We start from the raw sequence: 13051 nt of genomic DNA on the forward strand, positions 1-13051 counted from the left end.
TTATAAAAATATCAAAATGATTATTTGTGAATATATGTGGGCTGGGGGCTTTTATATAAGCCTTCAGCCTTTATTGTGTGTGCCGAACATGATACTGGCCATACTGGTGAAAGTCCATTCGCGGGTATTTACTGCCAAGTGTAGTTAACCACAAGTCGGTATTAGTAATGGTGTGGATGGAGGAAGTGGTGTAGCAAAGTTCTTGAGCCTACGTACAGAAACTTGATAAGGTGACTAGGTGGGTAAGGCTGTACATCAAACCAAAGCCCGAAGGGTAAATGTAAACCAAGAGGTTGTGGAACAAAAGATTAGTGTCTTACCTCGGGAGACACTACTCACATACCAAAAGGTATGGTCAAAAAAGTTTTGGAGTTGTTATCTAAACGGGAAGTACAGAAATGGATTTAATCACGAAGAAATATTTAAGGTTGCGAACTTGAGACTTGGTTGATATAGAAGAAGTGGAATGAACGTAGTGAATTTCATAATTGGTAAAGATTTACTTGAAAATAGGATAAGAGATGGAGCTGGTCTGCTCATTCCCTTACCCTATCACTCGGTTAAAGTTGGAATATAAGTTGTAGACCCGTGCGTACGAGGCGAGAAATTTATTCACCTCCTATTAAACATAATAGTTAGGCGTTTGCGAAACGCCTAAAGCCGCATAAATACGGCATTTTTTTGTTATTAAAATCAAATAACTCCTCACTGGATATGGTATAATAGAGTTGTCGAGAAACCATTAACCACACCTAAGAAAGGAGTTATTCTGATACTTATGATACCATATAAACAGCTTTCTTTAAATGATGTTTTTCAAGATTGTCAGGACAAATTTGAAAATGACAAACCTGCATTTCTAACTCTATTAGAACAACATATCGACATTGATGAAATTATTCCGATTACTTTTCGTAATCACTTTTATGCATCAACGGGACGAACCCGCAAATACCCTTTGCGTGCCTTGCTTTGGGCACTCATTATTCAGCGGATCTTCTCCATCCCTACTGACCAGCTTCTTCTGATTATCCTCGCTTACTCAAAACCTCTCAGGGATTTTTGTGGTTTCTCCAAAGTACCTGATGCTTCAAAAATCACTCGCTTTAAACAGAATTTTATTGATGATCTGCAACTCGTTTTTGACAACCTTGTTGATCTTACAGAACCCATCTGCCAGGCTATTGATTCTGCCAAAGCAGATATGACTATCTTTGATTCCTCCGGCATTGAAGCATTCGTTACAGAAAACAACCCTAAGTATGCAAACAGAATTATCAAGCAGTTAAAAGCATATGCAAAAGCCCAGGGATTTGACGATAACTATGACCCTTATAAAGCAGCTTACGGTAAAATGCCCCCCCACGCAGCTGCAAACCCTGAAATCAAACAGTTATACATAAATGGGCACTTTTGTTATGTCTTTAAATTTGGCATTGTAACTAACGGGCTTGGAATCATTCGCCATATTTCCTTTTACAACAAGGATTTTTTGAATAATCATCCTGACATTGTCGTAGAAAAGAAATCAGATTCTCCTGATGAAGATAAATCAGTCCATGATTCCAAACTTCTGATTCCTACATTGAGAGATTTCTTTCTGAAACACCCGCTCATCAATCCCCAAACGTTTCTTGGTGATTCTGCCTTTGATACAGCTCAGTTATACAAAGATCTTTTTAGCAGTGATACCTTTGGAAAAGATAAGCATTTCTCCAAAGCATATATTCCTTTAAATATACGCTCACATCTGGAAAATATGGACTATACCATCAATGAAGATGGAATACCCTGTTGTCCTCATGATGTGAACCTTGCCATGAAACCGGAAGGAACAAAAAGAAGAGGAACGGATATCAAAGCTTTTAAATTCGTCTGTCCAAAGGTCAAATGGATCTATGACAGGTCCACTCAAAAACAACATCGTGAATGTCAATGTGAAAATCCCTGTACTACTTCCAAATGTGGGCGAATGGTTTACATCTATCCCGAAAAGAATCTTCGTGCCTATCCCGGTGTACTCCGTGGTACGGATGAGTGGAACGAAACCTACAAAATCAGAACGATTGTAGAGCGAAATATTCAACACACCAAAATGAATCTTTGCTTAGCAGGAAGGCATACACAAAACGAAAAAACACTTCATGCTGATTTAATCCTTGCAGGAATTACCCAATTGATCACAGTTCTGTTAGCAGACAACATCCATAAACATGAATATCTTCGAAGTCTGAAACCGCTTATAGCCTGATTCTGCATGATATCGGACTTGCAACTTTATAAACGGTAAGGCTTATTAAAGTACGCCAATTTTCACGGAACTGACTGTTATCCCCCCAATACTACTTTGCAGGGTTTCTTTCTCTTTGGAATCAGAATTGCGAACTCGTTTCGCAATCACCTAAACATAATAGTATAAACTATCCGAAAGATTGTGTAAACTTTCAAACTGATGTAAGATAAAATCATTCAGTTTTCAAGTTGGCTTATGGGAAAAGGTAACAGTACACGGAAAACTGTAGTTAGAAAAATCAGAAACGAATACTCCAGTGAAACTATACTCACCAGTTATGAAGGTGGTTATTACAGGTACCGTGATTGCAAGTATAAAAATCAGCTTCACTAAGGAATATCAGAATATCGTGACACAGAATATGGTGTAAAAAAATCCTGTTTAGACATTTTAAGTACCCAGACGTGGCCAAGTGCATTTATAGCACTTTTTTCAATTTGTGATACTTTAAATATTATAGAATGGCTGAACCGTCAATAACGTAAAGTCATCAAAATAGAAAGCTTATTATCGAGTGATAGTTTTCTGGAAAATGCTGTATCTTGCAAGTATAAATGTCAGAAAGAAATGGAACAAAAGATATAGGGGCTGGAATTAGGTGATAATCCAACTAATTGTCCGTTACGGGGTAAACTTACCCAGTTTTTTAAAAGATAAGGAGCCGAATGGCATCAGCTACTAATAAGACTGTTTCGACATTATTCCTTCGGCATTAGTAGTAAATCCAGAAATACTATATCTTCTTCCAGAGCCAAGGTGGAAATTTTATTCTTTAGAAAAATTCTAAAATGAATACATCCGCTATCCGGCATTTTACAGGGAACTCAGAGTGTTTGGTATGGGATCGTTGTCTTTCCGGAATTTCCGTGGAGCAACCCCTGTACATTTCCGAAAAACCCGTGAATAATACCCTGCATCCGTAAAACCGGAGTTAAACGCTGCATCCGTGATACTATATTCCTCATCCCGCAAATAAGGAATACTCTGTTCCACCCGGTATCGCAGCAAATAATCAAACAAAGACTCATTCATATGCTTCTTAAAAAAACGGCAGCACTCACTCTTACAGATATGCACAGAATCCGCAATATCTGTAAGAGTGATCTTCTTATCATAATTCTCATGAATAAATCCCAAAATAGTTTTCAACCGGGCCAATTCCTTAGGATTCAGCGACTCCGTTTCCTGATGAAAAGCCCCCTGATGCCGCAGTAAAACGAGCCAAATCTCCGACAACAGCATTTGTACCTCCATCTCATAAAAATCCGGCCTCTCCAAATCCAGTTCTATAACTTTTTTCATCTTCTTCCGGATATCCCCATGCCACTCCTCACTCCCATCAAACCAAAGGGCTGAAAACTCATGCCCATTCACCACCAGATCCACATACTTTGTCTGTATCAGACTTTTTTCAAACCCGTATACAATCTTAGGATCAAAAGTAATACTCCAGTAATGGCAGTCCTTCCCCTCGACCATATGTCCGCTGTGCAGTGTATTGGCATTGCCGAACATCACATGCCCTTCCTTCAGAAGAAAATCCGCTCCATTTACCTGATAGATCATCTCCCCATCCTCCACCAGCGTCATCTCGATTTCCGAATGCCAATGCCACGAGAAGGTTCCGAATTCATAGTCCGTAATACATTCTTTACTCACCAATACAGGAAATGTAAAATCCCCGTGTGCCTTAATTTCCCGCTGATTCCTGTTTGTCTGTATCTGCATTGTTATTCCTCCATGGTAAAATGCCAAAATCTCAATATCGTCCATATATACTTCAAGATATTCCTAGAAATTCACCTGATATCTACATTATAATACAAGTAAAGTTTGAGTCAAGAAAAACGGGAGGTATTTTACAATGTTTGAAAATGAAAAAGCAGTTGCAACTCTGAAAACAGTTTATGGTGAAGAGAAATTGCAGGTGGAGCAGGAGCGTTACGATCATCTGTACCGGGAATTTGTGAAAGCATTCGGCGAAGGTGAAGCTGATTTCTTCACATCACCGGGAAGAACAGAGATCCTGGGCAACCATACAGATCACAACCATGGTAAAGTGCTGACCGGAAGTATCGCTATGGATACCATCGCAGCGGCTAGAAAGAACGGCACTTCACTTGTTCACGTGATCAGCGAGAATTACAATCAGAGCATTACGGTTGATTTAGACAATATGGACACATCCTGCAAATGCCAGGGAACCCTTTCCCTCCTGATTGGTATGTTTGAAGGATTTGTGAAAAAAGGGTATAAAGTGGAAGGCTTTGACGCTTATGTATCCACAGATGTGATCGGCGCAGCAGGGGTAAGCTCCTCTGCATCTTTTGAAATGCTGATCTGTGCCATTGTAGACTATTTCAGCAATGACGGAAAAATAGATTATGTTGAGTATGCTAAGATTGGCCAGTACGCAGAACACGAATACTGGGAAAAACAGTCCGGTCTGCTGGATCAGATGGCCTGTGCAGTGGGCGGCGTGATCACCATTGATTTCAAAGAGGATATGCCGAAAGTAGAGAAGCTGGACTTCGGATATGACCAGCTGGGATATGACCTGATCATTGTAAATACAGGAAAAGGCCATGCGGATTTAAGCGCAGAATACTCCTCCGTTCCCATTGAAATGAAAAAAGCAGCACAGGTTATGGGAAAAGAAGTGCTGGCTGATGTAGATGAAAAGGAATTCATGGAGAACCTGAACAAAGTGAGAAAAGAAGCAGGTGACAGAGCGGTTATGCGTGCCCTTCATTTCTTTGCGGAGCAGAACCGTGTGGACGCAGCAGTGAAGGCAATTAAAGAAAAAGACTATGATACCTTTTTACAGTGTATCACTAAATCGGGAAATTCTTCCTGGAAATGGCTGCAGAACTGTTTTGCAACAAAAGACGAGACAGAACAGGCCGTTCCGGTTGCGCTGGCTCTGACAGAAATGTTCATCGAAGAGGCAGGAAGAGGATACTGCAGAGTACACGGCGGCGGATTTGCAGGAGTGATTGCAGCTGTACTTCCGAAAGATATGACAGCGGACTATGTAAAATATATGACACCATACATGGGTGAAGAGAATATTTATGTAATGCAGATTCGCCAGACAGGTGCTGTACATATGGATTTCTAATAATTTGCAGTTGTAATAATGTACTGGCGCAAATGAGAAACGTAAACAATATTTGATCAGCGATTTTACCCAAAAGAAACCCAAAATAGAATCAGTAACATTTCTAAGTATGTGATATGCCAGCCCCCATGTGTCCAAATATACGCAAGCAAAATATATGGGCATAGGATCTGTGCATTGAAAGAAATACGAATATATAAAGCAGGAGAGTGCGGACAAAATGGCACTCTCCTGCTTTATTCCAGGGGTTCTGTATCCCAGGTCCCATCTTCCCGTATGGTATACTGCCCATGCCCTGTTGAAGTTTCCATTTTCTTTTCATGAAGCTGCCGATATGCTCTGGGGCTTGCCCCATAGTATTTTTCAAAAGTGCTGCCAAAATGCTGACGGCTGTTATACCCCGCGTGAAATGCAATATCTGTCACAGATAAGGAGCTGTTTGTCAATAAAAAGGCCGCCTGTTCCAATCGTTTTCGGTTTACATAATCTGTAATCGTACAGTGCATATGTCTGTTAAAGAGTGACTGCAGGTAGGATTTATTGATTCCGGCATAAGCGGCCAGCTTCGGAACCCGTATGTCTTCGGTCAGATGCGCAGAAATATACGACGTGGCTTTTTTCAAATACACGGCCCCTGTAGCCCCGGTATTTTCCAGTAGACAATGGGAGAGCTCCAGCATTGTGCGGAAAAACAGCAGGCGGATCAGATAATCAGCATCAGGCGCAGTGTATTTTCGTGACATATGCACGTCTTTGGAATAAGGAATCTTTTGCTCCAGCTGAGAGATAAGATCCTTCAGGGAATATCCCAGATTTCCGGTATCATGGGAAACCCAGATTGCCTTTTTGGAACGGCAGAAACGGTCAAAGGATGCGCTTTCCCGTCTTGGTTCCAAAAGGTCCAGAGTGGTCTTTTCCTTCTGGCAGCAGAATTCCAGATTCAGCAGGGAACAGGGGGAACCCTTTGGAACCCATAACCGATGCGGAACCTCACCGTCCAGAAATATAAACTGCCGTTCTCCCAGACAATGCTCCTCGTGGTTTACATAAATATGACAACTTCCTTTCGTGACATACATAATCTCACAACTGGCGTGGGCATGAGCGTGCATATCATACTCTGTCAGGGAAAGGGCATAAAAAGCCGTTATGGAGATGTAATGATGAGTAGGATTAAAGATGCTCATGGGAACACTCCTTTCTGATACCTTTATTTTGAAAGGTACATTCTTAAATGTCAAGAAAAATATATGCGGCAATATCTTGCATTTCCAATTTTGCGCAACAATACTTTCCACATCCCATAAATCTACCGTTTATAATAAACATCATAAAAACCAAGAGATGCAATAGAAAGTACGTTTGCAGACGTCCTATTGCCATAAATACGGGAGGTTATAGTATGAGTTTTAAAATAGCATTTATCGGAGCAGGAAGTCTTGTATTTGCAAGGACATTATTCACAGATATCATGTCAGTGCCCGAGCTTCGCAATGTGGAGATCGCATTTACAGATATTAATGGGGAGAACCTGGAGAGAACAAGAGCCTTATGCCAGAGAGACCTGGACGCCAGCGGGATTCCGGTGAAAATTGAGGCAACCACAGACAGAAGAGAAGCGTTCAGAAATGCCCGTTATATCATTAACTGTGTGCGTGTTGGCGGACTTGAGGGCTTTGAGACAGATATTGAAATTCCGCTGAAATATGGTGTAGACCAGTGCGTAGGTGATACACTCTGTACAGGTGGGATCATGTATGGACAGCGGGTGATCGCTGCCATGCTGGATTTCTGCAAAGATATCCGTGAGGTGGCTGAGGAGGGAGCGATTATGCTCAATTACTCCAACCCCAACGCAATGGCCACCTGGGCCTGCAATAAATACGGCGGTGTGAAGACCATCGGCCTCTGCCACGGAGAAATCCACGGAGAACTGCAGATTGCGGAGGTTCTGGGCATTCCGAGAGAAGAGTTGGATATCATCTGCGCGGGTATTAACCACCAGACATGGTACATTTCCGTAAAACACCACGGAGAGGATATGCTGTCAAAAATCCTGCCGGGATTTGAAGCCCATAAGAAGTTCAGCGAAGAAGAAAAAGTGCGTATTGATATGCTGAAACGTTTCGGCTACTATTCCACAGAGTCAAACGGACATCTTTCCGAGTATGTTTCCTGGTACCGTAAGCGTCCGGATGAAATCAAAGACTGGATCAACCTGGACAACTGGATCAACGGAGAGACAGGCGGATATCTGCGTGTGACCAGAGAGGAAAGAAACTGGTTTGATACGGATTATCCAAAAATCCTGGCTGAGGAACCGAAGAAGCTGGACGGCTCTGAGAGAGGAAAAGAGCACTGCTCCTATATTATTGAATCTCTTGAAACAGGCAAGAAATACAGAGGCCATTTCAATATGATGAATGAGGGCTGTATCACAAACCTTCCTTATGAAAGTGTTGTTGAGGTTCCCTGCTATGTAGACGGAAACGGCATCAGCGTTCCGAAGGTGGGTGATCTTCCTCTGGGATGTGCCGCTGTCTGCTCACAGTCCATCTGGGTACAGAAGCTGGCAGTGGAGGCAGCCGTGCACGGTGATGCGAAACTGCTGAAACAGGCTGCATTGATGGATCCGCTCACAGGGGCTGTCTGCAATCCTCCGGAAGTATGGCAGATGATCGACGAAATGCTGGTTGCGCAGGAACAATGGCTGCCCCAGTACAAGGAAGCCATTGCCCAGGCCAAAGAAAACCTGGCAAAGGGCAATCTGATCCCTACAAAAGAGGGGTACAAAGGTGCAGTCAGACTACAGGAGAAATCCGTTGAGGAAGTTGCGGCTGAACATGAGAAGAGAAAGATTACAGTATAAATGGCTATTGGGTTGCCGGATATGCTGTCTGTAACAAAATAAATACCATCTGCAAAGGCATTGAACTCGCTAAACTACAGCATGTTCAATGCCTTTTCTTTTGCCGTCTGTATATATTTGCGGTCATCTTAGTAAGCAGGCAGATTTACGAGGGGGTCATAACATTATACGTAACTGTTCAGTGCCCTCACAGTTACAGGCAAAAATCCATGCAGAATCGCCTTTGGTGATGGGATTTTTGCTTGGCCGTGGTACACTTTCTTGCGGTCTGCGCAGTGAATGCGCAGACCTACTGAATAGTTACCATTATACAATATTAGAAGTCTTCTTAGCCGCCCCGCTCTTTTCCACTAACTGCTCCAATGACTGGAAAGTATACCCCATCTCTTCCCATTTTGTCAGCAGTTCATCCAAAATTTGTGCGTTGGTACTGGATGTACTGTGTAAGAGCACCACAGCTCCGGGATGGATGCGTCCGATGAGTTTGCTGAATGCCTCCTCCTTGGTTGGCTGCTTATCCTGATACCAGTCCACATAGGCCAGGCTCCAGAAGAAAGTTTTATACCCCAGCTCCTGTGCCATTTTCAGATTGTTTTCGCTGTATTTACCCTGAGGCGGGCGGTAAAATTTGGTCATAGGTTTGCCGGTTGTCTCCGTGTAGAGGTCTTCCAGTTCCTGAAGTTCTTTGGAAAAGGATTCCATGGTGGATATCTTGGACATATCCGGGTGGTGGTAGGAATGGTTGCCTACCGTGTGGCCCTCTTTCACCATCCGTTTTACCAGATCAGGGCTGGTGGAGATAAAGTTTCCCACTACAAAGAAGGTGGCCGGGGCATTGTGTTTTTTCAGGGCGTCCAGGATAGTGGCTGTGTTTCCGTTTTCATAGCCGCAGTCAAAGGTGAGATAGATGACCTTCTCCTCTGTGTTTTCCGCATAATAAGCATCGTACTGCTTCAGCTCATCAAAGGTGGCATTTGCCACAGGTGGTTTGCCTTCCTCCTGGAAACTGAGACCCCAGTTGCCGTCAGCGGAGGTGGAGACGGATTCTGCCTGCCTGCCGTTTACTGCCTCGGCGATAAAACAGCCGGAAAAGTAGGCTGCGGCAAAGAGAAGGGCAATCGCAAGAAATTTCTTGATAGGAATGTTATGTATCATAATAAGTCCTGGAAGGGTTGTTTATTCTATCATATTTGACTGGCAGCGGATTTATGCTTTCTATTATTGAAGGCTGTGTACAGCCGTGATAAAATAGAGTGTCAGATAGGTTGGCGTGAACAACATGATATAAGGAGAAAAAATGGACAGTAAATTAATATTTTTTGATATAGACGGAACCCTGGCGCTGGAGCCGTCCGGGATCATACCGGACAGTACCAGGATAGCAATAGCCGGGGCGAAGAAAAACGGACACCGGGTATTTGTCAATACGGGAAGGACGTTTTACAGTATAAGTGAGGACATCCGGTCCATGGAGTTTGACGGGTATGTATGCGGCTGCGGCACTCATATTTATTACAGGGGAGAAAAGCTGCTGGAGTCGGCAATTCCCCATGAAATGTGCGTAAAAGTGGCCAAAACGCTGAGAGAGGCCAGAGTTCCTGTGTTTTATGAGGCTGACAAGGCTATATATTTTGATTTCAGCTATCCCAATCCATGGCTTCAGGAGGCAATGGAGATATTTGCCACAAAGGGCAGGAATATCGAGGAGCTGTTTTGTGATAAAAGTGAGACTTATGACAAGTGCCTCATATTCCTGCCTGATACAGAGGTAGGCAGAGAGATAAAAATGTTTTTGGATAAACACTTTTACTGTATTCCACGGGGCGGCAATGTCTGGGAGGTGACTCAGAAAAACTATACAAAAGCTACCGGGATCCAATTTATGTGCAGCCATCTGCATGCGGATATGGAGGATTGTTTTGCTGTCGGTGACAGTGAAAATGATCTGGATATGCTGAAGGCAGTGAAGAACAGTATTGCCATGGGGAATGCAAAAGAAGAGATTTTGACATACTGCAGCTATGTGACAAAAGGGATTGAAGAAGATGGGATTTACCATGCATTAAAACATTTTGGGATAATTAAATAGATGATAAAATAGCTGCCAGATTTAAACATACCGGGCAGCTATTTTGCGCTATCATTCAGCTGATCTCAAATATTTCTCCACCATATCCACAACTTCTCTCGCTGTTTCTAACTGTTCCCTGGCTTCTTCAATAGATACTATGTAGAAGTCATCATAGTCACTGGCATGACGTACTTCCTGTGCTCTGCTAATCTTTCTACTGATTTCTTTCGGAAATATACCTGCATGTACAAAATCTTTATTGAAATTACCAATCACCTGTGCGTGCTGCTTATACGCTTTGAACTCTAAGGCCAGACATCTGATATAGCCCTGAATATTGCGTAATAAGCCCTATTGTTAGATGATCTGTAATGTCCGCCTTTAAAGTTCATTTGAGCAGCTTCCAATTGTCCTTTGCGACACGGATCCTATGCAAAGCTAACTGTTTTGCTCCACCCAGATCGTCCAAATCAGGCTGCATACAACTCCACCCCTTCTTTTTTGATATTATTGTAGAATGGATACGCTCTAAGCCATTTATTAAAATGCCCTTGGTTTTTTACAATAGGCATAATCTTCAACTCGTTGTCAAAATTGTAATCAAAAGTAAGGTCAGAAAGAGCGCGCCCTTTCATTTTTATCTCTTCATCAGTCATATCTACCAGTATCATAATGTCAATATCAGAATCCGGTTTAAAATCGCCTCTGGCATATGAGCCGTATAAAATCACAGCTTTGAGCTTTTTACCATAAATCTTACAAATATCATCGACATACTGCTTCAATAACGCATTTAAAATTGTTGGCATATGGCGCCTCCTTTCCAATGTTTTTTCTTACTTATAGTATATCCATTTTTTAACCCCAAATCAACTATCAAAATTAAAACAACTATGTCATAGGTTATCCATAATATCTTAAAACGTTTTACGTGAATCGGGAGTACGGCTTTGAGCGCCCCCTAAACATATTGACAGAAAATTAATTTTGCACTTCTTTTCCAAAAAGGAAAATAGCTTGATGATTATTTAGCTTCCAAGCCTAAAAAGTCTTAAATACAGGAAAAGTATCTGATAATTAAATAATCTTATTTATCAGAAAACTCAATCAATAACAAATTTATTTGCAGTTCTACAGGTTTTTCGATTTCTAAATCCTTCCAAAAGCAAAAAAACAGTTAAAAAACATGTAAATATGCAAAGAGACTTCCAAAATATGTAAAACTGCAAAGAACAGGAAAAGGAGTGGTAAGTACATTTTCTACAAGAAATGCTATATTAAACATACCAAAAATATTAAATTTTATGCAAAGGAGATGTATTTATGGGAAGAAAATGGAAGGTATTCACCGGTTTGGTACTTGTGGGGACAATGCTGGCAGGCTGTACGCCGGGAACGGCAAAGGAGGGTGATGCTGCCGAGAGTAAAACGGAAACAACCGAGACAAAAAAGGAGGCAGGTGACGCGGGGGATGCGGCTGCTTCCGGGGAAAAGATTGAACTGAATATGTGGGATCTGAGAACAGAGGGTGCCGGTGCGAAAATGATAGACACCATCATTGAAAACTTTGAAAAAGAAAATCCCAATATATCCATCAAACGGACCGCGTTCAAGGTGGCAGACCTGAGGAACACGATCAAACCCGCCATCAACAGCGGAGAAGGGCCGGATATCTTCAGCTACGACGCCGGTGCAGGTTATCTGGGCGTGTTGGCTAATGCCGGACTGGCAATGGATCTGAGCGATTACAGGGAACAGTATAAGTGGGACGACAGATTCCATGACTGGGCGCTGGAGAAGACCGTGTATGACGGCAAACTGTACGGGGTAGCCAATGAGCTGGAAATGTTGGGTGTTTATTATAATAAGAAAATGTTCGAGGAGGAAGGCATAGAAGTACCTGAGACTTATGATGAGTTCATGCAGATATGCCAGAAATTTAAAGATAAAGGTGTCACACCGCTGATCATGGATGACAAGGAGCAGTGGCCCGGATTCCACTATGAGTCCATTTGGCTGAACAGCTTTGTGGGTGCGGACAGAGTAAAAGAAGCGGTAGCCGGAAAGATTCCCTGGACAAGCGATGGATTCGGCGCAGCTTTGGACGAACTTTATGCTGTCTTTGAGAACGGGTATGCAACGGAGAAGCCTCTCAGCCTGGCATCTGAGGATGCAAATAAAGCCTTTTACGCAGGTCAGGGCGCTATGCGTGTGACGGGAACCTGGCTGGTGTCTGCCTGTGTGGAGAATATGAAGGACAATGTGGGATTCTTCTTTGTTCCGGTAGCTTCCGATGAGTTGGACAACTGCCCTCCGGGTGGACTGGGAGAAGCTGTGGTAGTGAATTCCAAGACAAAATATCCTGATGAGACCGTAAAATTCCTGGATTACATGTTCCAGCCTGACAATATGGAACTCTGGTACGAAGCTGGCCTGATCCCTTCTGTAAAAGATGTGGATTACAGTTCTTATGAAGTCAGCGAGCTGTTCAAGGATGTTGTGGATGAGATCAACGCGTCTGAAAACCTTGGTGAAAACATAGACGTGCTGATGCCGCCTAAGGTAAATGATGTGACTCAGAACTATGTCCAGCAGTTGATCGCAGGCAAGATAGACGGCGCTGCCTGCATGGAACAGAAACAGCAGGCATTTGAGGAGGAAATAGAAGCAGGTAATTATTCAGTAGAATAGCAGAAG

9 protein-coding genes and 1 pseudogene are annotated in these 13051 nt (G+C 42.7%); 5 read left to right on the forward strand and 5 right to left on the reverse strand.

Going from position 1 to position 13051, the window contains the following annotated elements:
• Positions 1–778: 778 nt before the first annotated feature.
• Positions 779–2156: pseudogene (locus tag C6P39_RS10030) on the forward strand (transposase).
• A gap of 950 nt (positions 2157–3106) precedes the next feature.
• Here the strand turns inward: C6P39_RS10030 and C6P39_RS10035 are convergent.
• Complete coding sequence (locus C6P39_RS10035; protein WP_104803683.1) at positions 3107–4021, reverse strand: helix-turn-helix transcriptional regulator; 915 nt, start codon at positions 4019–4021, stop codon at positions 3107–3109.
• Positions 4022–4157: 136 nt separating this feature from the next.
• Between C6P39_RS10035 and C6P39_RS10040 the strand changes: the two genes are divergently transcribed.
• Complete coding sequence (locus C6P39_RS10040; protein ID WP_104803684.1) at positions 4158–5414, forward strand: galactokinase; 1257 nt, start codon at positions 4158–4160, stop codon at positions 5412–5414.
• A 236-nt stretch (positions 5415–5650) separates the two neighbouring features.
• Here the strand turns inward: C6P39_RS10040 and C6P39_RS10045 are convergent, their stop codons facing one another.
• Positions 5651–6601 carry an AraC family transcriptional regulator gene (locus C6P39_RS10045; RefSeq protein WP_104803685.1) on the reverse strand — a complete coding sequence of 317 codons (951 nt, stop codon included), beginning with the start codon at positions 6599–6601 and terminating at the stop codon, positions 5651–5653.
• Between the two features lie 215 nt (positions 6602–6816).
• Between C6P39_RS10045 and melA the strand changes: the two genes are divergently transcribed.
• Positions 6817–8283 carry an alpha-glucosidase/alpha-galactosidase gene (gene melA, locus C6P39_RS10050; protein ID WP_104803686.1) on the forward strand — a complete coding sequence of 489 codons (1467 nt, stop codon included), beginning with the start codon at positions 6817–6819 and terminating at the stop codon, positions 8281–8283.
• A gap of 306 nt (positions 8284–8589) precedes the next feature.
• Here melA and pdaA read toward each other — a convergent pair whose 3' ends face one another.
• Positions 8590–9438 carry a delta-lactam-biosynthetic de-N-acetylase gene (gene pdaA / locus C6P39_RS10055; protein ID WP_104803687.1) on the reverse strand — a complete coding sequence of 283 codons (849 nt, stop codon included), beginning with the start codon at positions 9436–9438 and terminating at the stop codon, positions 8590–8592.
• 142 nt (positions 9439–9580) lie between these two features.
• On the opposite strand from pdaA, the gene C6P39_RS10060 reads away from it, so the two are divergent.
• Complete coding sequence (locus C6P39_RS10060; RefSeq protein WP_104803688.1) at positions 9581–10372, forward strand: HAD family hydrolase; 792 nt, start codon at positions 9581–9583, stop codon at positions 10370–10372.
• Positions 10373–10423: 51 nt separating this feature from the next.
• On the opposite strand, the gene C6P39_RS10065 is transcribed toward C6P39_RS10060, so the two are convergent.
• Entirely contained in the window at positions 10424–10630 is a 207-nt protein-coding gene (locus C6P39_RS10065) for a HEPN domain-containing protein (protein ID WP_158661523.1), read from the reverse strand.
• 194 nt (positions 10631–10824) lie between these two features.
• Positions 10825–11163 carry a nucleotidyltransferase domain-containing protein gene (locus C6P39_RS10070; RefSeq protein WP_104803690.1) on the reverse strand — a complete coding sequence of 113 codons (339 nt, stop codon included), beginning with the start codon at positions 11161–11163 and terminating at the stop codon, positions 10825–10827.
• Positions 11164–11677: 514 nt separating this feature from the next.
• Here C6P39_RS10070 and C6P39_RS10075 point away from each other — a divergent pair.
• Positions 11678–13045, forward strand: a complete 1368-nt coding sequence (locus C6P39_RS10075; protein WP_104803691.1) for an ABC transporter substrate-binding protein — start codon at positions 11678–11680, stop codon at positions 13043–13045.
• Positions 13046–13051 lie beyond the last annotated feature (6 nt).

Origin of the sequence: Blautia marasmi, assembly GCF_900258535.1 — a bacterium.
GTDB classification, from domain to species: Bacteria; Bacillota; Clostridia; order Lachnospirales; family Lachnospiraceae; genus Blautia; species Blautia hominis.

What these genes read in the sequence shown, in the direction of transcription:
- C6P39_RS10075 (WP_104803691.1), top strand. Translation starts at nt 11,678, where the DNA reads ATGGGAAGAAAATGGAAGGTATTCACCGGTTTGGTACTTGTGGGGACA.
- C6P39_RS10045 (WP_104803685.1), bottom strand. Translation starts at nt 6,601, where the DNA reads ATGAGCATCTTTAATCCTACTCATCATTACATCTCCATAACGGCTTTT.
- C6P39_RS10070 (WP_104803690.1), bottom strand. Translation starts at nt 11,163, where the DNA reads ATGCCAACAATTTTAAATGCGTTATTGAAGCAGTATGTCGATGATATT.
- C6P39_RS10035 (WP_104803683.1), bottom strand. Translation starts at nt 4,021, where the DNA reads ATGCAGATACAGACAAACAGGAATCAGCGGGAAATTAAGGCACACGGG.
- C6P39_RS10060 (WP_104803688.1), top strand. Translation starts at nt 9,581, where the DNA reads ATGGACAGTAAATTAATATTTTTTGATATAGACGGAACCCTGGCGCTG.
- pdaA (WP_104803687.1), bottom strand. Translation starts at nt 9,438, where the DNA reads ATGATACATAACATTCCTATCAAGAAATTTCTTGCGATTGCCCTTCTC.
- melA (WP_104803686.1), top strand. Translation starts at nt 6,817, where the DNA reads ATGAGTTTTAAAATAGCATTTATCGGAGCAGGAAGTCTTGTATTTGCA.
- C6P39_RS10040 (WP_104803684.1), top strand. Translation starts at nt 4,158, where the DNA reads ATGTTTGAAAATGAAAAAGCAGTTGCAACTCTGAAAACAGTTTATGGT.